Origin of the sequence: Vibrio sp. 10N.239.312.C11 (assembly GCF_041466065.1) — a bacterium.
Classification (GTDB): domain Bacteria; phylum Pseudomonadota; class Gammaproteobacteria; order Enterobacterales; family Vibrionaceae; genus Vibrio; species Vibrio tasmaniensis_A.
Map to the genome: position 1 here is coordinate 96872 of NZ_JBFSRZ010000003.1, position 23611 is coordinate 120482.

21 protein-coding genes and 3 tRNA genes are annotated in these 23611 nt (G+C 43.4%); 11 read left to right on the top strand and 13 right to left on the bottom strand.

Going from position 1 to position 23611, the window contains the following annotated elements; all coding sequences use genetic code 11:
- Positions 1–62: 62 nt before the first annotated feature.
- The 8 genes from AB6D07_RS02470 to lolB form a co-directional block, all read right to left on the bottom strand.
- Entirely contained in the window at positions 63–1103 is a 1041-nt protein-coding gene (locus tag AB6D07_RS02470; protein ID WP_017096203.1) for a lactonase family protein, read from the bottom strand.
- Between the two features lie 157 nt (positions 1104–1260).
- A tRNA-Leu gene (locus AB6D07_RS02475) sits at positions 1261–1345 on the bottom strand.
- 77 nt (positions 1346–1422) lie between these two features.
- Positions 1423–1499 (bottom strand) — tRNA-Met (locus AB6D07_RS02480).
- A 281-nt stretch (positions 1500–1780) separates the two neighbouring features.
- On the bottom strand, positions 1781–2872 hold the full coding sequence (gene ychF / locus AB6D07_RS02485) for a redox-regulated ATPase YchF (RefSeq protein ID WP_029223110.1): 1092 nt from the start codon (positions 2870–2872) through the stop codon (positions 1781–1783).
- Between the two features lie 10 nt (positions 2873–2882).
- A complete protein-coding gene (gene pth / locus AB6D07_RS02490) occupies positions 2883–3473 on the bottom strand; it encodes an aminoacyl-tRNA hydrolase (protein ID WP_017103962.1) in 591 nt (196 codons plus the stop codon).
- A 370-nt stretch (positions 3474–3843) separates the two neighbouring features.
- Positions 3844–4788 (bottom strand): ribose-phosphate pyrophosphokinase, encoded by a 945-nt coding sequence (locus AB6D07_RS02495; RefSeq protein ID WP_012603389.1) that lies wholly within the window; start codon positions 4786–4788, stop codon positions 3844–3846.
- 27 nt (positions 4789–4815) lie between these two features.
- Positions 4816–5691, bottom strand: coding sequence for a 4-(cytidine 5'-diphospho)-2-C-methyl-D-erythritol kinase (gene ispE / locus AB6D07_RS02500; RefSeq protein ID WP_032500305.1), 876 nt, complete (start codon positions 5689–5691; stop codon positions 4816–4818).
- Positions 5688–6356, bottom strand: coding sequence for a lipoprotein insertase outer membrane protein LolB (gene lolB, locus AB6D07_RS02505; protein WP_017103964.1), 669 nt, complete (start codon positions 6354–6356; stop codon positions 5688–5690). The genes ispE and lolB overlap by 4 nt, the downstream gene beginning before the upstream one ends.
- A gap of 160 nt (positions 6357–6516) precedes the next feature.
- Between lolB and hemA the strand changes: the two genes are divergently transcribed.
- The 8 genes from hemA to ybaK all read left to right on the top strand — a co-directional run bounded on the left by hemA (position 6517) and on the right by ybaK (position 14847).
- A complete protein-coding gene (hemA, locus tag AB6D07_RS02510) occupies positions 6517–7776 on the top strand; it encodes a glutamyl-tRNA reductase (protein ID WP_017103965.1) in 1260 nt (419 codons plus the stop codon).
- A gap of 28 nt (positions 7777–7804) precedes the next feature.
- Positions 7805–8893 (top strand): peptide chain release factor 1, encoded by a 1089-nt coding sequence (gene prfA, locus AB6D07_RS02515; RefSeq protein ID WP_009848728.1) that lies wholly within the window; start codon positions 7805–7807, stop codon positions 8891–8893.
- Positions 8894–8898: 5 nt separating this feature from the next.
- On the top strand, positions 8899–9771 hold the full coding sequence (prmC, locus tag AB6D07_RS02520; protein WP_017103966.1) for a peptide chain release factor N(5)-glutamine methyltransferase: 873 nt from the start codon (positions 8899–8901) through the stop codon (positions 9769–9771).
- 193 nt (positions 9772–9964) lie between these two features.
- The gene (locus AB6D07_RS02525) at positions 9965–10348 is read left to right on the top strand and encodes a SirB2 family protein (protein ID WP_004736238.1); all 384 of its coding nucleotides are present in this window, start codon (positions 9965–9967) and stop codon (positions 10346–10348) included.
- Between the two features lie 27 nt (positions 10349–10375).
- Positions 10376–11185: a SirB1 family protein gene (locus tag AB6D07_RS02530; RefSeq protein WP_017103967.1), complete on the top strand. Its 810-nt coding sequence runs from the start codon at positions 10376–10378 to the stop codon at positions 11183–11185.
- A gap of 22 nt (positions 11186–11207) precedes the next feature.
- Positions 11208–12062 (top strand): 3-deoxy-8-phosphooctulonate synthase, encoded by an 855-nt coding sequence (gene kdsA / locus AB6D07_RS02535; protein ID WP_017103968.1) that lies wholly within the window; start codon positions 11208–11210, stop codon positions 12060–12062.
- A gap of 531 nt (positions 12063–12593) precedes the next feature.
- Positions 12594–14255 carry a bifunctional UDP-sugar hydrolase/5'-nucleotidase UshA gene (ushA, locus tag AB6D07_RS02540; protein WP_029223112.1) on the top strand — a complete coding sequence of 554 codons (1662 nt, stop codon included), beginning with the start codon at positions 12594–12596 and terminating at the stop codon, positions 14253–14255.
- A 118-nt stretch (positions 14256–14373) separates the two neighbouring features.
- On the top strand, positions 14374–14847 hold the full coding sequence (gene ybaK / locus AB6D07_RS02545; protein WP_017103969.1) for a Cys-tRNA(Pro) deacylase: 474 nt from the start codon (positions 14374–14376) through the stop codon (positions 14845–14847).
- A gap of 106 nt (positions 14848–14953) precedes the next feature.
- Here ybaK and rluF read toward each other — a convergent pair whose 3' ends face one another.
- The 3 genes from rluF to AB6D07_RS02560 form a co-directional block, all read right to left on the bottom strand.
- Positions 14954–16093, bottom strand: coding sequence for a 23S rRNA pseudouridine(2604) synthase RluF (gene rluF, locus AB6D07_RS02550; RefSeq protein ID WP_017103970.1), 1140 nt, complete (start codon positions 16091–16093; stop codon positions 14954–14956).
- 177 nt (positions 16094–16270) lie between these two features.
- Entirely contained in the window at positions 16271–16852 is a 582-nt protein-coding gene (smrA, locus tag AB6D07_RS02555) for a DNA endonuclease SmrA (protein ID WP_017103971.1), read from the bottom strand.
- A 167-nt stretch (positions 16853–17019) separates the two neighbouring features.
- Positions 17020–17160, bottom strand: a complete 141-nt coding sequence (locus AB6D07_RS02560; protein ID WP_004736246.1) for a DUF3149 domain-containing protein — start codon at positions 17158–17160, stop codon at positions 17020–17022.
- Between the two features lie 255 nt (positions 17161–17415).
- On the opposite strand from AB6D07_RS02560, the gene AB6D07_RS02565 reads away from it, so the two are divergent.
- Positions 17416–17492 (top strand) — tRNA-Pro (locus AB6D07_RS02565).
- Positions 17493–17771: 279 nt separating this feature from the next.
- Here the strand turns inward: AB6D07_RS02565 and AB6D07_RS02570 are convergent.
- Both AB6D07_RS02570 and AB6D07_RS02575 read right to left on the bottom strand, forming a co-directional pair.
- Positions 17772–18194 (bottom strand): hypothetical protein, encoded by a 423-nt coding sequence (locus AB6D07_RS02570; RefSeq protein WP_017103972.1) that lies wholly within the window; start codon positions 18192–18194, stop codon positions 17772–17774.
- A 121-nt stretch (positions 18195–18315) separates the two neighbouring features.
- Positions 18316–19203 carry a TraB/GumN family protein gene (locus AB6D07_RS02575; protein WP_017103973.1) on the bottom strand — a complete coding sequence of 296 codons (888 nt, stop codon included), beginning with the start codon at positions 19201–19203 and terminating at the stop codon, positions 18316–18318.
- A gap of 404 nt (positions 19204–19607) precedes the next feature.
- Here AB6D07_RS02575 and AB6D07_RS02580 point away from each other — a divergent pair, with 404 nt between their 5' ends.
- Positions 19608–22262 carry a beta-N-acetylhexosaminidase gene (locus tag AB6D07_RS02580; RefSeq protein ID WP_372092055.1) on the top strand — a complete coding sequence of 885 codons (2655 nt, stop codon included), beginning with the start codon at positions 19608–19610 and terminating at the stop codon, positions 22260–22262.
- Between the two features lie 536 nt (positions 22263–22798).
- On the top strand, positions 22799–23512 hold the full coding sequence (locus AB6D07_RS02585) for an oligogalacturonate-specific porin KdgM family protein (RefSeq protein ID WP_009848608.1): 714 nt from the start codon (positions 22799–22801) through the stop codon (positions 23510–23512).
- Positions 23513–23611 lie beyond the last annotated feature (99 nt).

Here is a 23611-nt window from a genome sequence, read left to right on the forward strand (position 1 = left end):
TTTTGATTTCGTGATAGTGCTTAGTGCTTAGTGCTTAGTGCTTAGTGCTTAGTATCTTAATACTATTGCGTTACACACACAGGTGCATCGATGGCTAAAGAGCATCCAGTATAGGTGAGGGAGCCATCTTCAATATCTCGTTTGAATGATGTGAGGTTGTTGGAGTGCTGGTTTGCGGCGATAAGCCATTGCCCGTCATTAGTGATATGAAAGTCGCGAGGGAACTTACCTTCAACATCGTAACTATCCATAAAAATGAGCTTTTGAGTGACGGAGTCTATTCTAAAACAACTGATTCTGGATTGATGTCGGCAAGACACATAAAGGAATTGCTCATCTGGCGATAGCTTAATTGCAGCCGCCGCTTCTCCTTTTTCCATATTAGGAAGTACATCAACTTCTTCCACAATATTCCACACTCCTAAAGACTTTTCCAAAATCAATATCGTTTCAGAGAGCTCACATACCACATAAGCTCTATCTTCAGCTTGGTTAAAGGTTAGATGACGAGGTCCATTCCCTGCACGCACTTTGATAGATTGCATTGGTTCATCAAGGAACTCTTCTTGCTCTTCGTCAAAGCAATAGAAGTTGATTCGATCGGTTCCGAGATCGACGGTCACAAACTGCGGAGAGTTCTTTAGGAAAAGGCTTTGATGTGCATGTGGGCCCGTTTGTCTTTCTGCATTAGGTCCAGAACCAACCATTTTGAGTATTTTGAGCCGTTTATCGATATTGCCATTGATACTTAAACTAAAGATATCGAATGTCCCTGATGAATATTGCGATGTAATAGCAAACTTATTGTGGGGATCTATCGTGATATGACAAGGGTGATCTCCTGAGATTGGCCCTGTATTTGACGCTATTGTTGAATCAGAATTCGGTATATGAATCAGTTGTGGTTGCATCTTTTGGTCAACTTCAGAAGCTGTGTAGACCCCCAACTTTGTCGTGGTAATAAACGAGGGGTTAGTGCAGGCCGCTATAAGCTCTAAAGGCAACAGCGTTCCCGTTTCTAGATCTAACAGAGTTTGATATACACCTTGGCTATTACTTGGAGAATCTGTGTAGCAACCGATCGTTAAAGGGAGGGTTTTCATAGGCAGTCATACTCAGTTAGAAAATGGAGCAGACATTGTCTAATAAAATTGTAGTAAAAGTGAGGTTATAGGAGAGAATACTTGGTGACTTGGCTTGCAGATTTACATATTCCAGATAAAACAAAACCCAGCTAAAAAGCTGGGTTCTATTAAATAATGGTGCGGTCGGAGAGACTTGAACTCTCACACCTCTCGGCGCCAGAACCTAAATCTGGTGCGTCTACCAATTCCGCCACGACCGCAGCAAATCTTTATAGTTATACTGATATTGGTGATTCAATATAACGTTGTTTGTACTTTTTCTTTCATAAAGAAAGAATGGTGGCTACTGCGGGATTCGAACCTGCGACCCCATCATTATGAGTGATGTGCTCTAACCAACTGAGCTAAGTAGCCATTTCCAAATTGTTGCTCATTTCGAGACGTTGCCGCTTCGTTGTGAACGGGGCGCATTATGCGGAGTTGAGTGAAACCCGTCAACTTTTTTTTTGAATAAATCACGAATAAACATCTGTTCGGTTTCTTTTTAGTCAAAGAGGCGTATTTGTCAGCAAGAAATAGGTTCAAATGCTGATATATATAGGAAGTTAAGTTTTGGATAAGAAGCTCTTTAGCAAAGAGCGAAAACGAAAAAGGCCAGTGAATTCACTGGCCTTTTATTAGATGTTTATCGGTAATTAAACGTTGAAACGGAAGTGAACAACATCACCGTCTTTAACGATGTATTCTTTGCCTTCAAGACGCCATTTACCTGCATCTTTTGCTCCGCTTTCACCGCCAAATTCGATGAAATGTTCGTAACCAACTACTTCTGCACGGATGAATCCTTTTTCGAAGTCGGTGTGGATCTTGCCAGCAGCTTGTGGCGCAGTCGCACCTACAGGGATCGTCCAAGCGCGAACTTCTTTAACACCTGCAGTGAAGTAAGTCTGAAGAGTAAGTAGTTCGTAACCAGAGCGGATCACTCGGTTAAGGCCTGGTTCTTCGATACCCATGTCAGCAAGGAACTCTTCACGATCTTCATCGTCAAGTTCAGAAAGCTCAGATTCGATTGCAGCACAAACAGCAACAACAACGTTGTTCTCTTTTTCTGCGTACTCACGAACTGCGTCTAGGTAAGGGTTGTTTTCAAAACCATCTTCAGCAACGTTTGCGATGTACATTGTTGGCTTAAGCGTTAGGAAGTTAAGGTAGTCGATCGCCGCTACTTCTTCTTTAGCAAGTTCAACAGTACGAGCCATACCACCTTCAGTCAGGATAGGTAGTAGCTTTTCAAGAACCGTAGTTTCGAATTTAGCGTCTTTATCGCCGCCTTTTGCTTTTTTAGCATTGCGGAATATTGCACGTTCACAGCTATCTAGATCGGCAAGAGCAAGCTCAAGGTTGATCACTTCGATATCTTCGATAGGTGATACTTTGCCTGAAACGTGAACGATGTTTTCGTTTTCAAAGCAGCGTACAACGTGACCGATAGCATCAGTTTCGCGGATGTTAGCTAGGAACTTGTTACCTAGACCTTCGCCTTTAGATGCGCCAGCAACTAGGCCTGCGATATCTACGAATTCCATTGTCGTTGGAAGGATCTTCTGTGGATTAACAATTTTTGCTAATGCATCTAAGCGTAGATCTGGAACCGGAACGATACCTGTGTTTGGTTCGATCGTACAAAATGGAAAGTTTGCTGCTTCGATGCCTGCTTTAGTCAGTGCGTTAAACAGAGTTGACTTACCAACGTTTGGTAGACCAACGATGCCACATTTAAAACCCATGATATAAACCTTATTCTGCTTTGAACGTATGTAAGCGATTTTGTGCTTTTGGTAGGCCATCTTTCAATAAGATGTCTAGGCTACGAACCGATTCGTCAATGACAGCCTCGATACACTCTTGCTCTTTCGCAGGAGCTTTGCCTAATACATAACCTGCAACTTTATCTTTGTGTCCTGGATGGCCAATGCCTAATCTAAGACGATAGAATTCTTTATTGTTACCCTGTTTGCTGATGATGTCTTTCAGACCATTATGTCCACCATGACCACCACCTTTTTTAAACTTTCCAATACCTGGAGGAAGATCTAACTCATCGTGAGCGACCATGATCTCTTCTGGTTTAATTTGGTAGAACTTTGCTAAGGCAGCAACAGCTTTGCCTGACAAGTTCATAAAAGTCGTTGGGATCAGCAAACGAAGATCTTCACCATGAACCATGATACGACCCGTTAGGCCAAAGAACTTTGGTTCGTTCTTCAGTGTCACGTTGTGTACACGTGCTAATTCTTCAACTACCCAAGCACCCGCATTGTGGCGAGTTTTGGCATATTCTGGACCTGGATTAGCCAGTCCAACGAGAAGTTTTATTTGTTGGCTCAAGGTATGGATCTCTCTTGGGATTTCAAAAAGCGCCGTATGATATCACAGTTTATGAAAAAGGTGCGAGCTAGCTGATAGCAACTCAATGATTCAAACTGTGGTCAAATTCACTTTGTGGTCGTTATACCAATCGTAGTAAATAACTGGTCACCCTAGCTAGTTAAAATGCTCGATAACTGCGTTATAATTTTTGATTGTAGAATAACTACTTATAAAAAAATCACGCCTTGTTCTCAAGCTTTTTTCCTGCGCTATTTCTGAACACTTACTTACTGTGATTGGTATTAGATATAAAAAAAGCACTTCATCGAATGAAGTGCTTAATATCTTTTTCAGATTGTTCTGCTAAAGCAAAGCTATAGAGCTTTGATTAGTTGAACATCGCAGAGATAGACTCTTCGTTGCTGATACGACGAATCGCTTCAGCAAGCATGCGAGAAAGGCTTAGTTCAGTTACTTTACCTGTCGCGGCCATTTCCGGAGAAAGCTTGATTGAATCGGTAACAATAACTTGGTCTAGAACTGAATTGCGGATGTTTTCTGCAGCAGTACCAGAGAATACAGCGTGAGTTGCGTAAGCGAATACACGCTTAGCACCGCGCTCTTTAAGCGCTTCAGCTGCTTTACATAGTGTGCCACCAGTATCGATCATGTCATCAACGATAACACAGTCACGACCTTCAACATCACCGATTAGGTTCATTACTTCAGAAACGTTAGCACGTGGACGACGCTTATCAACGATAGCGATGTCAACATCACCTAGCGCTTTAGCTGTAGCACGAGCACGTACAACACCACCAAGGTCTGGAGAAACCACAACTGGGTTTTCTAGGCCACGGTTAGCCATGTCTTCTAGAAGAACTGGAGTGCCGAAAATGTTATCAACAGGTACATCGAAGAAGCCTTGGATTTGCTCTGCGTGTAGGTCGATAGTCAAAACGCGGTCAACACCAACGTTAGAAAGGAAATCTGCAACAACTTTTGCAGTAATAGGCACACGAGCAGAACGTACACGACGATCTTGACGGGCATAACCGAAGTAAGGGATTACAGCAGTAATACGGCCAGCAGAAGCACGGCGCATTGCGTCAATCATTACCACCAATTCCATAAGGTTGTCATTGGTTGGTGCACAAGTTGATTGAATCAGGAATACATCGCTACCACGAACGTTTTCATTGATTTGTACAGCGACTTCGCCATCAGAAAAACGGTCTACAGTAGCATCTCCAAGAGAGATGTATAGACGATCAGCAATACGTTGGGCTAGTTCAGGTGTTGCGTTACCAGCAAATAGCTTCATATCAGGCACGGTGGAAACCTCGGGTTGCGTCCAGTTTTAAATAGATTGTGGGTGGGCTGATTGGTATTCAGCCAAAGTTTCTTTTAAAGGCGAAATGTTTCGTCCTCTCGCGACAAACGCGGAAACTGTGTCAGGCAGTTGCTCTAGCACTGATTCGGCTTCTTTTTTGCTGCTAAATTCAGCAAAAACGCATGAACCCGTACCAGTCAATCTCGACGGCGCGTATTGTAGCAGCCATGAAAGTTGCTTATCAACCTCTGGGTACAGCATTCGCACAATTTTTTCGCAATCGTTTACGTATTCTTGCTCTAGAAGCGTTGATAGTGCTCGCTTCGGCGTATTTCGAGTTAATTCTGAATGTGTGAATATGTCTACAGTTGCTATGCTCACTTGAGGTTTAACAACGAGATACCATTTCTCATCCGGATTAGCGGGTTGTAATTGTTCACCAACACCTTCAGCAAAGGCGGCGTGGCCTCGAACGAAGACCGGAACGTCTGCACCAAGCTTTAAGCCAATCTCAGCTAACTGGTCATCAGACAGGTTGAGTTGCCATAAATGGTTGAGCGCGACCAACACGGTTGCGGCATTTGAAGAGCCTCCGCCAATGCCACCTCCCATAGGAAGCACTTTCTTTAACTGAATATCCGCACCGAAAGTTGTCGATGTATATTGTTGAAGGGCAGTTGCGGCTTTCCAAATCAGGTTATCTTCTGTCGCAACGCCTGGAATTTCAGGTGTGATTGTTATCGAGCTTGTTTCTCGGTTTGCGGTAACCGTAAGTTCATCGCCAAAGTCGACAAACTGAAATAGGGTCTGAAGTTCGTGATAGCCATTATCGCGTCGGCCAGTGATATAGAGAAATAAATTCAGCTTAGCTGGCGAAGGCCAGTGCGTTGGCGTTGTTATCATTTTTTCAGTGTCCACTTCGAAACTACAATGTTGATTTTGTTCTCGTCTTGCTTGAATGACAATCGAGTAGGGAGGGGAATTGTCTCTACCTTTGCGTTGTCTTCACTAGAGTTCTTGCTGTCTTCACCAGATAATAGTGTACTCGGCATCTCTGTATTGCGATAGTTAGCAAAATTCAGGGTCCACAATTGACTGCTGACTTGTTTAGACAGAGATTCAAGCGTGTTAGTGCTGTTGAGTTGGTAGCTGTCTGCTTGGTCGGGAATGCCAAGGAACCATTGTGGTAGGTGATCAATGGGGATCTGCAATCCAGTAAGTTGCTCTACCAATACAGATGCACTTGCATGGGTGAATACTTGATCATCGTAAGTCACGACTTTTGCACCCAAACTGTCGATTGTAAGGTTCAAAGCGGTTTGACCAAGGAAAGTGGTCAGTCTTAATTGGCTTTGATTTGGGGAGTGCTTCCATATGAAGTTTAGGCTTTGGCGTTGCTCTGGAGAAATGTAAGCGAGCTTGCCTGAAGCTTGATAGTTTTCTATCTGTAAAAGCCTGTTTTGGTGACTTTGCCACTCAACGCTGGTCGGTTGTTCTGGGATAGACGAGCAACCCACCATAATGATGGTCAAAAAAATAAGAGACGTGATTTTTCGAAGCTTGCTCATATTTGCTCACAACTTGTTCAAATTTATCTAAAAAACGTCTCAACTATAGCATTGAATTCACGAACTCAGGAAAACAAATCCCGCTTGCTCTTTAAATAGAGCCATGCATCAAGTAAAATTCGCCCCTTGTTTCCATTCCCTGATCGAGAACTTCTGATACATGTCTTTGCTTGCCGTAGGTATCAATCACAATACAGCGTCGGTTGAATTGCGAGAAAAAGTCGCTTTTGGTCCAGATAAATTATCTGAGGCACTTAAGCAACTTAACGCAAATGCACACGTAAATGGAAGTGTCATACTTTCTACCTGTAATCGAACTGAAGTGTATTGTGACGTCAAAGGCGTGGCAAAAAACAAGTTGATCGATTGGCTGTCTGTATTTCATCAAGTTAGCCCTGAAGAATTAAAACCGAGTATCTACATCCATGAAGAACAAGCCGCGATTAAGCACTTAATGCGCGTTGCCTGTGGTTTGGACTCTCTGGTGTTGGGTGAACCACAGATTTTAGGTCAGGTGAAGCAAGCTTATACAGACTCTCGAGATAACAAATCTGTTGATGCTTCAATGGAAAAACTGTTTCAGAAATCATTTTCTGTCGCTAAGCGTGTTCGAACTGAAACTGAAATTGGCGGAAGCGCGGTTTCAGTTGCTTACGCAGCTTGCACATTAGCCAAACACATCTTTGAGTCGATTGCTGAATCAACGGTGTTACTGGTAGGTGCGGGTGAGACGATTGAATTGGTGGCAAAACACCTTTCAGCGAATGGTTGCACCAAGATGATTGTGGCCAACCGAACTCGTGAGCGTGCTTTAGGGCTAGCTGAAGAGTTTGGTGCTGAAGTGATTAGCCTCAATGAAATCCCCGTTCACCTGCATCGAGCGGATATCGTGATCAGCTCAACCGCTAGTCCACTGCCTATTATTGGGAAGGGCATGGTTGAGACCGCACTTAAGACAAGAAAACATCAACCGATGTTGTTGGTTGATATTGCTGTTCCCCGAGACGTTGAGTCTCAGGTAGGCGATCTGAATGATGCTTACCTATATTCCGTTGATGATCTGCAGTCGATTGTTGATGGCAACATTGAACAACGTAAAGTGGAAGCTATCCAAGCGGAAGCGATTGTTAGTGAAGAAAGTGCGGCCTTCATGAGTTGGATGCGCTCACTGCAAGCGGTAGACAGTATTCGTGACTATCGAAAATCGGCCAATGAAATCCGAGAAGAATTATTAAGTAAGAGTTTACAATCACTTGCCGCTGGCGGTGACCCTGAAAAAGTTTTACTTGAGCTAAGTAACAAGCTCACAAACAAATTGATCCATGCTCCAACGCGTGCACTCCAAAGTGCAGCAGAGCAAGGAGAACCTGCAAAATTAACGGTCATTAGACAGAGTTTGGGCTTAGAAAACCCTCAATAATATTCGACCTCCAACAGAATAAGACATTATGAAAGCCTCGATTCTAATAAAGCTTGAAACACTTGTTGAACGCTATGAAGAAGTTCAACATCTACTTGGTGATCCCGATGTACTTGGGAATCAAGACAAATTCCGCGCCTTGTCAAAAGAGTATTCTCAATTAGAAGAGGTGACGGGGTGCTTTAAATCATACCAGCAAGCTCAAGAAGATTTAGAAGCTGCTGAAGAGATGGCAAATGAAGACGACGCAGAAATGCGTGAAATGGCTCAAGAAGAAATCAAAGATGCGAAAGCGAATATTGAACGTCTGACTGATGAGCTGCAAATTCTTCTGATTCCAAAAGATCCAAACGATGAGCGTAACTGTTTCTTAGAGATTCGTGCCGGCGCAGGTGGTGATGAAGCGGGTATCTTTGCGGGTAACCTTTTCCGTATGTACTCTAAGTTTGCCGAGAAAAAAGGCTGGCGCGTCGAAGTGATGAGCAGCAATGTTTCAGAGCAGGGCGGCTTTAAAGAGATGATCGCTAAAATCAGTGGCGATGCTGTTTACGGCACAATGAAGTTTGAGTCTGGTGGTCACCGTGTACAACGTGTACCTGAGACGGAATCTCAAGGTCGTGTTCATACATCAGCATGTACCGTTGCGGTTATGCCTGAGATCCCAGAAGCGGATCTTCCAGAGATCAAAGCTGGCGATCTTAAGATTGATACTTTCCGTGCATCTGGCGCGGGTGGTCAGCACGTTAACACCACGGATTCAGCAATCCGTATTACTCACTTACCAACAGGTACAGTTGTAGAGTGTCAAGACGAGCGTTCTCAGCATAAAAACAAAGCGAAAGCGATGGCTGTTCTTGCGGCTCGTATCGTTCAAGCTGAAGAAGAGCGTCGTGCTGCCGCGATTTCAGATACACGTCGTAACCTATTAGGTTCTGGTGACCGTAGTGACCGTATTCGTACGTACAACTACCCTCAAGGCCGTGTTTCTGATCACCGCATTAACTTAACTATCTACCGCCTGAACGAAGTTCTGGAAGGTGATATGCAAAGCCTGCTTGATCCTGTTCTACAAGAGCACCAAGCCGATCAACTAGCAGCACTTGCTGAGCACAACTAATTACTATGCAGTCAGCATATACGGTTGAAAGTGCTTTAAAGTCAGCAATCGTACAGCTTCAAGAGGGCGATAACACATCGCCCTCGATTGATGCTGCGGTACTGCTTTGTCACGCTTTAGATAAACCTAGATCTTACCTACTGACTTGGCCTGAGAAGCATCTCACTTCAGAACAAGAATCCGAATTCCATACTCTTCTAAAACGTCGCTTAACCGGTGAGCCTGTGGCTTATATTGTTGGTGAACGTGAGTTTTGGTCGCTGCCGTTAAAAGTTTCTCCTTCTACTTTAATCCCGCGCCCGGATACCGAGCGTTTGGTTGAAGTCGCTTTGGATAAAACCTACGGCAAACAAGGTGCGATTCTAGATTTAGGCACGGGCACAGGTGCTATCGCGTTAGCATTGGCGTCTGAGATGCCGAATCGACCAGTGACGGGCATTGATCTTCGCCCTGAAGCGCAGCAACTTGCTACAGAAAACGCTCAGCGATTAAATATCACTAACGCCACTTTTTTACATGGCAGTTGGTTTGAGCCTTTGAACTCTGCGAGCTCTGAAGAAGAAGCTGTGAAGTTCTCGTTGATTGTTTCTAACCCACCTTACATTGAGAAGAACGATCCTCACTTATCTCAAGGTGACGTGCGTTTTGAACCGATTACCGCGTTAGTTGCTGAAGAGAAAGGTTTAGCTGATATTCGATACATCTCTGAAAACGCACGCGGTTTTTTAGAAAACGAAGGCTGGCTAGCATTTGAACACGGCTATGACCAAGGCTTGTCGGTACGTGAGATAATGCAACAACTGGGCTACTTGGATGTGGTTACAGAAAAAGATTACGGTGGTAATGACCGAGTGACATTGGGTCGTTACTGTTCATAGGCTGCTGTTCATCATCTAGTGAGCAACAGATGATGAACTTGCTAAATTGATACCTTTAACCTCTACAATACACTTAACTCGATAATGCACTTAACGCGGAAATACAGAGAATTAACGCAGAAATACAGGGCATTAACGGGTATTGTTTGGCTCGTGTTAACGAAAGCACATATAAAAAATATAAAGGAATACCATGTACGAAGGTTTAAAACATTTTCACCTACTAACGATTGCTATAAGCGCGCTACTTCTTTCGATTCGTTTCGCTCTGATGATGGTTAACTCACCAAAGCTTAAGCATCCTTTCTTGCAGCGTTTCCCTCATATCAATGACTCGTTGCTGCTGCTATCGGGTATTGGTTTGATTTTTATCACTGGCTTTATTCCATTTACACCAGCAGCACCCTGGTTAACCGAAAAACTAACCTGTGTTATGGCTTACATCGCATTGGGTTTCTTTGCGCTTAAGCTAGGTAAAAACAAGCTACTGAGAGTGTTCTCTTTCTTTGGTGCGCTTGGCTGGTTAGCGATGGCAGGTAAAATTGCAATGACGAAGACACCAACATTTTTCGGTTAATTATCTCCTTATTTCGGTTAACTACCTATGTACGAATTTTTTGATGAAGACTTTGACCAGCTAGAGTTAGCTGAAGGTGCATTGATCTTAAATAAAGCGATTAACCCAGAAACTCAAGACAGTTGGGCAGAACAAGAGTTGGCGAGATTGTTAAAAGACGCCGAGTTTGCTTTGGTTAACGAAACGGATGAACAGCAGAAGTTTGAATCCTTTATTCGACTATTCTTTTATGAGTGGGGTTTTGCTGGGGATAAAGATGCGTATTTTTCTTCGGAAAACGCGTTTATCGATAAAGTGCTCGAGAGAAAGAAAGGCATCCCTGTCAGTCTTGGGGCAATCTTCCTTTTTCTTGGTCGCAAGCTAGGCTTCCCTGTTGAAGGCGTATCTTTCCCAACTCAATTCTTACTTAAAGTGAGTTGGTTCGGGCAAGCTGCTGTATACATTAACCCATACAACGGCGAGTATGTTGGCGTGCAAACTTTACGAGCTTGGTTAATCGGACATGATGGCCCACTCGCTAAGGTGAAAGCGGAGCACTTAGAGGTTGCCGACCACCCAACGATTATTGGTAAGTGGCTAGCGTTGCTTAAGAGTGCATTACTGCGAGAAGAGCGTTATACGCTTGCATTGAAGTGTACCGATCTTGCGTTAACGTTTGTACCGGATGATCCGTACGAAATCCGTGACCGTGGCTTTATTTATCAGCAGCTAGACTGTCATCAAGTTGCAGCAACGGATTACCAATACTTTATCGACCAATGCCCAGATGACCCTGCATCTGAGTTACTGAAATCTCAAGTGAACGTCATGAACGAAAAGACAGTGGTTGTTCACTAATTAATAATTATTTAGAGAGAATATGATGGAACAGAAAACAGTTCACATTGGTGACATGCCAATTGCTAACGACAAGCCATTTACGCTATTTGCAGGCATGAACGTTCTTGAATCTCGCGATCTAGCTATGCAGATCTGTGAGCACTACGTGAAAGTAACAGAGAAGCTGGGTATCCCTTATGTATTTAAGGCGTCTTTCGACAAAGCAAACCGTAGCTCAGTTCACTCATACCGTGGTCCTGGCATGGAAGAAGGTCTTAAAATTTTCCAAGAGCTGAAAGATACCTTTGGCGTGAAGATCATCACTGATATTCACACTGAAGCGCAAGCTCAGCCTGTTGCTGATGTGGTTGATGTAATCCAGCTTCCAGCGTTCCTTGCTCGTCAAACTGATCTTGTTGAAGCAATGGCTAAGACTGGCGCGGTTATCAATGTGAAGAAGCCTCAGTTCATGAGCCCAGATCAAGTGGGTAATATCGTTGATAAGTTTGCTGAGTGCGGCAACGACAACATCATTCTTTGTGAACGTGGTTCTTGCATGGGGTATGACAACTTAGTTGTTGATATGCTTGGTTTTGGTGTAATGAAAAAATCATCAAACGGCAGCCCAATCATCTTTGATGTGACTCACGCGCTTCAAATGCGTGACCCTTCAGGTGCTGCATCTGGCGGTCGTCGTGAGCAAACTGTTGAGCTTGCTAAAGCGGGTATTGCTACTGGAATTGCTGGTCTATTCCTTGAGGCACACCCGAACCCAGATCAAGCGCGTTGTGATGGCCCATCAGCGTTACCACTAGATAAGCTAGAGCCGTTCTTGAAGCAGATGAAAGCACTTGATGACCTTATCAAAGGCTTCGAGCACATCGAAATCAAATAGTTTTATCTGATGTTAAGTCACTAGTATTAACTCGTTATTTGATTGTAATAGACAAACGCCCAACTCTTAGAGTTGGGCGTTTTTTAATGGAACATCCGTTTAGTTCACCGAAGCCTCGGCCTATTTGGGCTATGACTAAGCTGTCTGGTTGTTCACGAACTTGTTTTGCAGTGCGTCAATCTACGATAGGCGATTAAATCCTTGTTAACAGAGCCTCTGATTCCCTAAGAAAGCGGTATAGGTGTGTGAGGTCTGTCCTGTTTGTAGTGAATTGCTGACGTTCATCACACTTTATAAGTAAACGATTGCCTGTGATGCAGGGGAAGTTTGAGTGTAATCTCATAATTTTGTTACACTTAACTGTTGATCTATGCGTGACCAATTCGACATAAATATGAAATCGTCGTGTTACATTTAGAATGTTAATTTAAGATTAGTCATGTTGAAGTCTTATTGTTCGAACTCCAGACAAGGAGTCGCAATGGATTATAGAAAGCAGTGGATTCCCCTAAAAAGTTCAAAGGTATGACAATGAAGCAACGCCTTATTCTAAAGACAGCACTAAGTGCTGCAATCCTAGCTACTTTGGCTGGATGTGCGTCTCAATCAGCTCATGATTGGAACCAAGACGAAACTTATAAGCTAACTATCCTGCATACGAACGACAACCATGGTCGTTTTTGGCAGAACAAATACGGCGAATACGGCATGTCTGCACGTAAAACGCTTGTTGACCAACTTCGTGCAGAAGTTGAAGCAGAAGGCGGTAGCGTGTTGCTTCTATCTGGCGGTGACATCAACACTGGTGTACCAGAGTCAGACCTTCAGGATGCAGAACCTGATTTTAAAGGTATGAATAAAATTGGTTACGATGCAATGGCATTAGGTAACCACGAGTTCGATAACTCACTAGACGTACTGCAAAAACAGATCGACTGGGCAAACTTCCCAATGCTATCTGCAAACATCTACGACAAAGCGACAGGCGAGCGTAAATTCCAAGCTTACGAGATGTTTGAAAAGCAAGGTATCAAGATTGCTGTTATCGGTCTAACGACTGAAGATACTGCGAAAATTGGTAACCCAGAATTTATTGCTGGTATCGATTTTCGTGATCCTAAAGAAGAAGCGAAGAAACTGATCGCTGAACTTAAAGAAACAGAAAAACCAGACCTAATCTTCGCTGTGACTCACATGGGTCACTACGAAAATGGTCAGCGTGGTGTTAATGCTCCGGGTGATGTAGCACTAGCTCGTTACCTAAATGAAGGCGATCTAGATATGATCGTTGGTGGTCACTCTCAAGAGCCTGTATGTATGGAAGGCCCTAACGTTGCGAAGCAAAACTTCAAGCCGGGTGATGAGTGTAAACCAGACGTTCAAAACGGTACTTACATCGTTCAAGCTCACGAGTGGGGCAAGTACGTAGGCCGTGCTGATTACGAATTCCGTAACGGCGAACTAGAGATGGTGAGCTACGACTTGGTTCCCGTTAACCTTAAGAAGAAAGTTAAGATTGACGGCAAGAAGCAACGCGTTCTTATTCAAGATGAAATCGCACAAGATCCAGAGCTGCTTGAATTCCTACGTCCTTTCCAAGAACAGGGCCAAGCTCAGTTAGAAGTTCAAATCGCTGAGACAAATGGCAAGCTTGAAGGTGACCGCAACGTAGTTCGCTTCCAACAAACTAACCTGGGTCGTTTGATTGCGACTTCTCACATGGAGCGTGCAAAAGCAGACTTCGCTGTGATGAACTCCGGCGGCGTTCGTGACTCAATTGAAGCCGGCGATGTGACGTACAAAGATGTACTAACAGTACAGCCTTTTGCAAACATCCTGACTTACACTGATATGACTGGTAAAGAAGTTCTAGATTACCTAAACGTAGTGGCGACTAAACCTGTTGATTCAGGTGCTTATGCACAGTTTGCAGGTATTTCTATGACTGTCGCTGACGGTGAAGTATCGAATGTCTTCATCGGTGGCAAGCAGCTTCGTTTAGATGAAACATACCGCTTTACGGTACCAAGCTTTAACGCTGCTGGCGGTGACGGTTACCCTAAACTGTCTGATCACCCTGGCTTTGTGAACACAGGTTTTGTTGACGCTGAAGTACTAAAAGAGTACCTAGAAGCAAACAGCCCTGTTGATGTGAACAAGTACGCGCCTTCAGGTCAAATGGTTTACAAGTAATTGAATCCAGTTAATTGAATCATTAGGTGCTAAATTAGATTGACTCTAGCACCATGATAAATTTAACTAAAGCGACGCCTCGGCGTCGCTTTTTGTTTATCTATCGTTTGGATTTGTTATGACCCCTGCAATCAATCTCGCCAAGAAAAAGAAAATCGCTCACAGTGTGCATCAGTATCATCATGATACAAATAACACGAATTATGGATTAGAGGCTGTCGAAGCGCTTGGTCAAGATCCCAAACGTGTATTCAAAACGCTTTTGTTCAGCTTGAATGGTGTGGCGAAAGATTTGGCGGTTGCCGTTATTCCCGTCGATAAGAAGCTAAATCTAAAGTTTGCAGCAAAAGCGGCGAAAGGTAAAAAAGCAGAGATGGCTGATCCAGATATTGCTCAGAAAACGACAGGTTATGTGGTGGGAGGAATCAGTCCTCTTGGTCAGAAAAAAGCATTGCCTACCTTTGTTCATTTCAGTGCTACCGATTTTGAAACGATATGTGTGAGTGCAGGGAAGAGAGGGTTAGAGATCGAGCTAGATCCGAAAGACTTAGTACTACTTACGCGTGGTCAGTTTGCTGAACTATGCCTGTAGCTTGTGCTTTCCATAACGATAAACGTACATGATCATAAATAAAACGCCCGCTAGACTAATCTAGCGGGCGTTTCTTTATCGACAGTCCCGTTTGAAAGGGTTCTGACTACTTTTTCAAACCTAAAGTACCACCAACACGTTTCGTTACAGGCTTGTTCGGTCTGTTTGAATCTGGACTGCGGTTTGTCGGTTTACCGCTTCTACGTTCGTTATTGTCGCGATCTGTGCGATTGCGATCCGAACGGTTTTTATCTGAATTAGAACGCTCTGAACGAGAGTTTGATTTCCAGTTCTCGGTATTGCCACCGCCACCGCTTTCACCGTTCGATGAGTTACGGCCACGCTTTGAGTTAGGCGCATGACGGAATTCATCCGCATTGTTACCGCGATAAGTGCGAGTACGGTTCTCGTTTTGATTACGGCGCGCTGTTGAAGTTTGGTTCTCTTCACGGCTATCAAAAAGTTTCGCGTCAGTCGCTTTACGAATGCGTTGACCTTTCGCGTTCATTTTTGACGCATCTTCAGTACTTACTGAGCCTTCACACATCGCCAAGATTTCAGTAATCTCTTCGTCGCTCAGGTAGCGCCATTTTCCGTTAGGAATACCGTCTAATGAGATGTTCATAATACGAACACGGCGTAGCTTAAATACTTCGTAACCGAGCGCTTCACACATACGGCGAATCTGACGGTTAAGGCCTTGCGTTAATGTGATGCGAAACGAGAACTTGGTCTCTTTCTCTACCTTACATGGCAAGGTAACAGTATCGAGAATATGAACGCCAGCGCCCATTTGCTTCAAGAACTCAGTAGTAATCGGCTTATCTACACGAACCACGTACTCTTTTTCGTGATTGTTACCTGCACGCAGAATCTTATTGACGATGTCGCCATCGTTGGTCAAGAAGATAAGGCCGTCAGAGGGTTTATCTAGGCGACCAATTGGGAAGATACGCTTGTGGTGGCCGATAAAGTCGACGATGTTGCCTGGAATATCACGCTCAGTAGTACAGGTAATGCCTGTTGGTTTATTAAGAGCAATGTAGATCGGCTTCTCTTTTGAGCGAACAGGTTTATTGTCGATCTCAACATCATCACCGGGCAAGACTTTAGTACCCATTTCAGGGATCTTACCGTTAATAGTAACTCGGCCTGCATCAATGAGTTTGTCGGCTTCACGGCGTGAGCAAAAACCAGTTTCACTGATGTATTTATTAAGGCGTTTAGCTTGGGATTCTTGTGACATGATATTCTCTTAGCGTTTCACAACGGAAATATAGATAAACAAAAAGCAACCTTTGGATAGTTGCTTTGAGTTGGGATTCGTTAACTGAGGACAATTTTAGCACTTGGTGTGAGTCTAGGCACGAAATATCGCTCTTGATGCAAGACACCTATCAACTTACTTATCAATCTCAACTTATCAACTGCTGCGCTTTTGATGGCGCTCTCTGTTTTCTAGTTTTTTGTCATTACTCTTTCTGAGCATGACATAGACCGCGCCTGTACCACCGTGAAATTGCTGAGCTGAATGAACACATTGAACATCGTTAATTTGTGTTAGCCAATTTGCCACGTAGCTTTTCATCATTGCTGGTGGATTCGAACGCTCACCTTTACCGTGGACAATGATAACGGTGCGAACATCCATTCTTAAACACTGGCGTAAAAATGAGAGTACTTCGTTACGAGCGTCTTTCAGTGTTTTCCTGTGAAGGTCGAGTTTGGCTTGAATTGGATACTTGCCCAAGCGCAGCTTTTTGTATACGCCTTCTTGTACACCATCTTTCTTATAAGCAATGACATCGTCAGGTTTGATCATTGGAGAGTAGTCTAATGATAAGTAGTCTTTCTCGTCGTCAGACAGCCACATAGCGGCTTCACGCTTAGCAAGGTGAGATTCTGTGACTCGGTGTACTTTCTGGTGTTCGGCGGTGTTATGGTCGATACGTTTAACATCGCCCATCATTTCTTGGAATAGATCTAAGTCGTCATCATGAGACATAGTGTGTATCTCAAGTTGGATAAGGATAAGGTAAGTATACCTAAGTTGAGGCCGGGTTTAAAAATGAAAAAACCGGAGAAGACAATAAGTCGGCTCCGGTGCAAAGCGTTTTTACATCTACCTAAAGAAAATGATACTTAAAAGTAGATGATTTAGGCTGAGCGATTCTAGTGAGGAGATTTTTCAGTCATAACTTTGTAGATGAAGAAGCCTCCATAGAACATCATGAGACCCAGAGCCCCGAATATTACTATCATTGAAGATAGCCCCACCGCATTACCAAATAGGAGTTCTAGCCAAAAGTCCATGTGTATACCTCAAAGTTATATGACACGAGTTAGTGTATTAACTGGTGTTATCAATTCACTGATCTGGATCAATCCTGTTTCATAAGTTAAATACTTGTTGGTAACTGTGTGTTTTTCGTCACATTGGCATTTCACTTGTACGTCTTTTGTTCGAACGATTCGATATTGTAAAAAAGAGTGAAAAAAGCCCTTGCGGATAAACTCAGAATCCGTATTATACGCTTCATCGACAGGCAATCAGCCAGTTAGATATCTCGGTGAATAGCGCAGCTTGGTAGCGCATCTGGTTTGGGACCAGAGGGTCGGGGGTTCGAATCCCTCTTCACCGACCACATTAAAGAAGGCCGTAGCAGAAATGCTACGGCTTTTTTGCATTTCAGGATAAAGATAATCACTTGGTCAACGGGTTCGCCTGATGTTCAAAATAAGATCTTCACTGCCACATTGAAGAAAGCCGTAGCACTCTCGTAATAGAGGGGGCTACGGCTTTTTTGCATTTTGGTATATGTGTCATTCCCTAGAGCGACGAAGGAGTGAGTCGGAAATCTCTTGTTGTTCTAAACATCCCGCATAGAGAAAGGATTGACTCAATAAGCCAGCCGAAAATCTGTTTACTTCACATCACACGTGATGTTCTTGATTGGCGTCTCTGAAGTAACAAAGCAAACATACGCTTCAACAGGGTTATTTCGACCAATTCGAATGTAACCCGCCTGTATTTCATCTTCATTAAACGTCACCGAGTGAGAGTTACTCGTTTGGCCATCGTAAAAGCTCGCTTCAAATTTTCTATTCATTTGGCTCGCGATACGGTTGCGTGTCGTCGATGTAATGAACGTAATATTGGCGCAGCGCATCGGTGGCTTCTCAGTGATCAGAAACTGGCCGCTTTCTTTATCTAACACACCGCCTTTTGTATCCGGTTGAATGTCTATCGCCTGAAACTGTTCGATGGTACAAGTTTCTTTAGCCGTCACTACCGTAGGCATGAGGATCGCTAGGGCTAAAGGTAAAGCAAAGAGTACTAGTTTCATGAGAACAACACCGTATATAAAAAGAGCGAAAGATAATAACACCGTTATGGTGCGATTAAGTGTAATGATTCAGTTATTAGGTAATGGTTATATTATGAGAAGGTCATGGTATCGAATTTAGTTAGTTGTCGTCACTAGTCTCAAATTGACACCGGGCCTGTTGGCTTTGTGATTGTTGAGTGACATTGAAACCTTTCTCTTCTAACAACTGCAATAAGTTACCTTCTCCTATTAGGTGCAAGGCGCCAACCACAATTAAGTAGCTCTCTTTCGAGTCAAGTTTCCAATCATTGGCGGATAGTTTGTTTGCCCAGTCTATATTGCGATCGGTTAAAAATGCTTTCTCTAGTTCAGGTGACATCTCAGACAGCTCTGCGAAAGCTTCCAGCTTCGCTAAATCACCCGCTTTCCAACTTTCGATTAAGCAATGAACCACACGATCAGTTTGGTCAAACTCTTCAAGGCTACTGACTAACCACTCCTTACCGTCGTCCTTTTGTTTTGTCATCAGGTCTATTTGGAATTGAAGCGGCTCTAAGCTGATAACGGGAACATCTTGGATAGTCGCTTTGTAAGCTAGCGTCGCATCAACGCCGCCGGCGGAGCCATAACCAAGTTTTTTTAACTGCTGCATCTGTATCGATAGAGAGGTTGCCCAAGGCGGTGAGTTAAGCAGTTGTTGCGTTGGCATACCCAATGATTTTGATATGTCGGTTAATAATTGTTTTTGTTGTTTGTTTAATACATCAGCGGTGGTCACTTTGGTCGTCGGATAAACGACACCCTCTGTCTTTCTTATATCCGTTTCGATAACTAAGCCATCACTGTTTTTTAGCGCGTCGGTGATTGCCGAAGGAAGTGGGTACATACTTTTATCCCCAACGTGCACAGAACCTAAGATAGTAAGCGTCAGATCATCCTTTTTGGCTTGCCAATAAAGAGGCTCGGCCGCAGCTTGTTTGGCTGAAAATGCGAGAACGAATAAAGTTACGTACAAAAATGTGCGCAAGGAAAGCTCCTATTAAAAGATATGAACTCGTTAAAATTGATTTTGACGGCGTTTTTTAACGGTTTTTTTTGAGAACGATGTCACGTTGTTTGTACGAAAAGTATAACAACACGAATAAACTCTTAAACCTTTCTCCCTACCAACAACACGATTTTATGAAATCCTTTAAAAAGATTGTGATTCAATTCTCAGTTTTTACGTCAAAATAAAAATGACGGAAGTGCCGTAGGTTGTAACTTAATGATTTTAATATAATTAATTTTATCAGTGTTTTTGAGATTTGAAGCTGATCACTTTATTAACCTGATTTAATTCACGGCAAAAAATAAGCCCATATAGTTTATCTAACTTTCGAAGCGCTCCACTTTGCTTCTGACTCAATTTTAAATTTATGGGTGAATACGATGTTGAAGAGAAACTTACTATCTGTAGCGGTACTGGCTGGTTTGACGGGTTGTGCTGTAACGCAAGCACCTGAGCAACAGGTGGTTAATGCACTGGCTGATAACCTTGATGTGCAATATGAAATTCTAACCAATCACGGTGCGAATGAAGGCATGGCTTGTCAGGACCTAGGTGCTGAGTGGGCGTCATGTAATAAAGTGAACATGACTCTGACCAATGACGGTGAAGCGATTGATTCGAAAGATTGGACTATCTACTTCCATAGTATTCGCCTTATTTTAGATGTTGATAACGAACAATTTAAAATCACTCGTGTAACAGGTGACCTACACAAACTAGAACCAACAGATAAGTTCGATGGTTTTGCCGCTGGTGAAGAAGTGATTCTTCCGTTAACGAGTGAGTACTGGCAACTGTTTGAAACTGACTTTATGCCGGGTGCATTCGTAACTGCGCCAAACGCAGAACCTAAGATGATTGCTTCATTGAATACTGAAGATGTCGCGTCGTTCGTAACAGGTTTGGAAGGAAACAACCTTAAGCGTACACCTGATGACAACAATGTCATGGCGACTGCTGTTACGCGTTTCGAAAAGAATGCGGATCTAGCAACGCAAGACGTTTCAACAACGCTTTTACCAACCCCAATGTCGGTAGAAGCGGGTGAAGGTTCAGTGAGCATTGCTGGTGGTATTGCATTACCGAAAGAGGCATTCGATGCTGAGCAGTTCGCTGCAATTGAAGAACGTGCAGATGTGGTAAACGTAGATGTGAGTGGCGACCTACCTGTTAGTGTTGCCGTTGTTCCTACTCAGTTTACGGGTGATTTAGCAAAATCTGGCGCTTATGAACTAAGCATCTCGGAAGAGGGGATTGCGATTAAAGCGTTTGATAAAACAGGTGCTTTCTACGCAGTTCAGTCTATTTTTGGCCTAATAGACAGTCAGAACGCTGAATCACTACCACAACTGTCGATCAAAGATGCACCACGCTTTGATTACCGTGGTGTGATGGTGGATGTTGCTCGAAACTTTCACTCAAAAGATGCCATCCTAGCGACGCTAGATCAAATGGCTGCATACAAGATGAATAAACTTCACCTTCACTTAACTGATGATGAAGGTTGGCGTTTAGAAATCCCAGGTTTACCAGAGCTAACGGATGTAGGGTCTAATCGTTGTTTTGATTTGGAAGAGCAAAGCTGTTTACTGCCTCAGCTAGGTTTAGGTCCAACAACAGACAACTTTGGCTCTGGTTTCTTTAGTAAAGCGGATTACGTCGAGATCTTAAGCTACGCAAAAGCGCGCAGCATCGAAGTAATTCCAGAAATTGATATGCCAGCACACGCTCGTTCTGCTGTGGTATCAATGGAAGCGCGTTACACTCGCCTAATGGCGGAAGGCAAAGAAGCTGAAGCAAGTGAATATCGCTTGATGGATCCACAAGATACTTCAAACGTGACGACTATTCAGTTCTACGATAAGCACAGCTTCATCAACCCATGTATGGAATCATCGACTCGCTTTGTTGATAAAGTGATTACTGAAATTGCAGCAATGCACAATGAAGCGGGTATGCCGCTAACGACTTGGCACTTTGGTGGTGATGAAGCGAAAAACATCAAGCTAGGCGCAGGCTTTCAAGATGTTGATGCTCAAGACAAAGTGGCATGGAAAGGTAACATTGAGCTAGACAAGCAAGACAAGCCATTCCAACAGTCTCCACAATGTCAGTCTTTGATTGCTGATGGTTCAGTGAGTGATTTTGGTCACCTGCCTGGCTACTTTGCAAAAGAAGTATCAAAAATTGTTGCAGACAAAGGCATTCCTCACTTCCAAGCTTGGCAAGATGGCTTGAAGTATGTGGAAGAGGGTGAATCTGGCTTCGCTACTGAAACTACTCGCGTTAACTTCTGGGACGTTCTTTACTGGGGCGGCACTTCATCAGTGTACGACTGGTCAGCGAAAGGTTATGACGTGATTGTCTCTAACCCAGATTACGTATACATGGATATGCCATACGAAGTTGACGCAGCAGAGCGCGGTTACTACTGGGCAACGCGTGCAACGGATACTCGTAAGATGTTTGGCTTCGCACCAGAAAACATGCCACAAAACGCGGAAACCTCATTAGACCGTGACGGCAATGGCTTCACTGGTAAAGGCGAGATTGAAGCAAAACCTTTCTACGGCTTGTCTGCACAGCTTTGGTCTGAAACAGTACGTACCGACGAGCAGTATGAATACATGGTGTTCCCTCGCGTACTTGCAGCAGCAGAGCGCGCATGGCACAGAGCTGATTGGGAAAACGACTACAAAGTGGGCGTTGAATACTCTCAAGATACCGACCTAGTAAATAAGCAGTCTTTAAACAACGACTTTAATCGCTTCGCGAATATTGTTGGTCAACGTGAACTGGCTAAGCTTGAGAAAGCGGGTATTGATTACCGACTACCAGTTCCGGGGGCAAAAGTTATTGATGGCAAGCTAGCGATGAACGTTCAATTCCCTGGCGTAGAGCTTCAATACTCAGCGGATGGTGAAAACTGGTTAACGTACGATGAGCAACAACGTCCTTCGGTTTCAGGCGAAACTTACATCCGCTCTATCTCTGAAAGTGGCGAGAAAGTAAGTCGAGTGACTTCGGTGAAATAATCGATAAGCAACATTAATAGATGAGCTCCCTAACTATTATCTTACTCAGATAAAAGTGGGAGCTTTTTTTTCGTCCAAACTAAGTTCGGTACATTCGTTAAACTGAAACATATAGAAATAACCTTTGTTTATAACGTCAACAATGCACATAAGGTGAGCTTCATCAAAAAAGTGACGCACTTCTCATTCTTCTCTTAAAAAAATAAGTCCGCCATAAAAAACTATAAATCAGGTGTGATTGAAACAACTGAATCTAATTTTATGCCGTGAAATAACGTGATCTTGATCCGTTTTGATTATTGGGTTTCTTTTTTTATCTATTTTTATGTTTTTAAGCTATTGATTTGTTTGGGTTAAATAACTTTCCTTTTTTTGATGGTGAGAGAGATCACTCTGTTTGTCCTTTTATTTTGAAACGTAAATTAAATCGAGCAAGATAGATTTCATGCCAGGGAGGCTACCAATTACTCAAGCGGCGAAGGTGAATGATATACCGAAGATATGTCGCTGAAAAATTTAAACTAAGGCAGTTTACTATGAAAAAAATTATCGCTCTAAGTGCACTTTCTCTTGCTTTCGCTTCTAGTGCTTTCGCTGGTTCATCTTACGTTACAGGTAATATCCAATTTCACGACGATGGCCGTATCCACGGTTCTGATATGACTTCGACTCTAGAAGCTGGCCACACGTTTGACAACTCTCTAGGCGGTTTAACTGTTTACACTGAGTTTGATGGCATCCAACTTGGCGACCTTGAAGGTCTAACTGCTGCTGAAACTGGTGGCGACGCAACAACTGGTCAAGCAAATGCATTCATCACTGTTGGTGGTGAGCAAGCTTTCAATATCACTGACAACCTATGGGTTGCAGCGGGTTACCAACATGTCTTCTCTGCTGGCGAGAGCATTCAGTTCCGTCCACTGGTTAAAATTGGTTACAACTTCGACAACGGTATCTCTATTAGTAACCGTACTCGTGCACACATCGATGACACTTCTGCAGATGCTGACACTGATTACCGCATGGATAACCGCATTGCTTACTCTGTAAACGAAGACCTAGCGCTTAGCTACAACAACGTATACATGATTGATGCTGAAGCTATGGATCACGAGCTTCGTGCAACATGGACTCGTCAAGGTGTTCAACCTTACTTCGAATTCCGTAGCCAAGCTAACGGAGTTGATTTCGCGAACGGCGCGTCTAAAACAAACAACGCATTCGTATTCGGTGCATCTTACGGCTTCTAAGCTGATTCACTTGGCTGCTTAATCGATTAGATTATTAGCCAAGTGAGTTTCTTCGCTAATTAGCTTTTTTGTTAAATAGAGTTTTTGCTAACTAGCGAC

Excerpts from the sequence above, each read along its gene's own strand:
- ybaK (WP_017103969.1), top strand. The coding sequence starts at position 14,374 with ATGACCCCTGCAATCAATCTCGCCAAGAAAAAGAAAATCGCTCACAGT.
- AB6D07_RS02525 (WP_004736238.1), top strand. The coding sequence starts at position 9,965 with ATGTACGAAGGTTTAAAACATTTTCACCTACTAACGATTGCTATAAGC.
- ychF (WP_029223110.1), bottom strand. The coding sequence starts at position 2,872 with ATGGGTTTTAAATGTGGCATCGTTGGTCTACCAAACGTTGGTAAGTCA.
- ushA (WP_029223112.1), top strand. The coding sequence starts at position 12,594 with ATGAAGCAACGCCTTATTCTAAAGACAGCACTAAGTGCTGCAATCCTA.
- AB6D07_RS02580 (WP_372092055.1), top strand. The coding sequence starts at position 19,608 with ATGTTGAAGAGAAACTTACTATCTGTAGCGGTACTGGCTGGTTTGACG.
- AB6D07_RS02470 (WP_017096203.1), bottom strand. The coding sequence starts at position 1,103 with ATGAAAACCCTCCCTTTAACGATCGGTTGCTACACAGATTCTCCAAGT.
- hemA (WP_017103965.1), top strand. The coding sequence starts at position 6,517 with ATGTCTTTGCTTGCCGTAGGTATCAATCACAATACAGCGTCGGTTGAA.
- AB6D07_RS02530 (WP_017103967.1), top strand. The coding sequence starts at position 10,376 with ATGTACGAATTTTTTGATGAAGACTTTGACCAGCTAGAGTTAGCTGAA.
- rluF (WP_017103970.1), bottom strand. The coding sequence starts at position 16,093 with ATGTCACAAGAATCCCAAGCTAAACGCCTTAATAAATACATCAGTGAA.
- kdsA (WP_017103968.1), top strand. The coding sequence starts at position 11,208 with ATGATGGAACAGAAAACAGTTCACATTGGTGACATGCCAATTGCTAAC.
- AB6D07_RS02570 (WP_017103972.1), bottom strand. The coding sequence starts at position 18,194 with ATGAAACTAGTACTCTTTGCTTTACCTTTAGCCCTAGCGATCCTCATG.
- lolB (WP_017103964.1), bottom strand. The coding sequence starts at position 6,356 with ATGAGCAAGCTTCGAAAAATCACGTCTCTTATTTTTTTGACCATCATT.
- prfA (WP_009848728.1), top strand. The coding sequence starts at position 7,805 with ATGAAAGCCTCGATTCTAATAAAGCTTGAAACACTTGTTGAACGCTAT.
- prmC (WP_017103966.1), top strand. The coding sequence starts at position 8,899 with ATGCAGTCAGCATATACGGTTGAAAGTGCTTTAAAGTCAGCAATCGTA.
- AB6D07_RS02560 (WP_004736246.1), bottom strand. The coding sequence starts at position 17,160 with ATGGACTTTTGGCTAGAACTCCTATTTGGTAATGCGGTGGGGCTATCT.
- smrA (WP_017103971.1), bottom strand. The coding sequence starts at position 16,852 with ATGTCTCATGATGACGACTTAGATCTATTCCAAGAAATGATGGGCGAT.
- ispE (WP_032500305.1), bottom strand. The coding sequence starts at position 5,691 with ATGATAACAACGCCAACGCACTGGCCTTCGCCAGCTAAGCTGAATTTA.
- AB6D07_RS02585 (WP_009848608.1), top strand. The coding sequence starts at position 22,799 with ATGAAAAAAATTATCGCTCTAAGTGCACTTTCTCTTGCTTTCGCTTCT.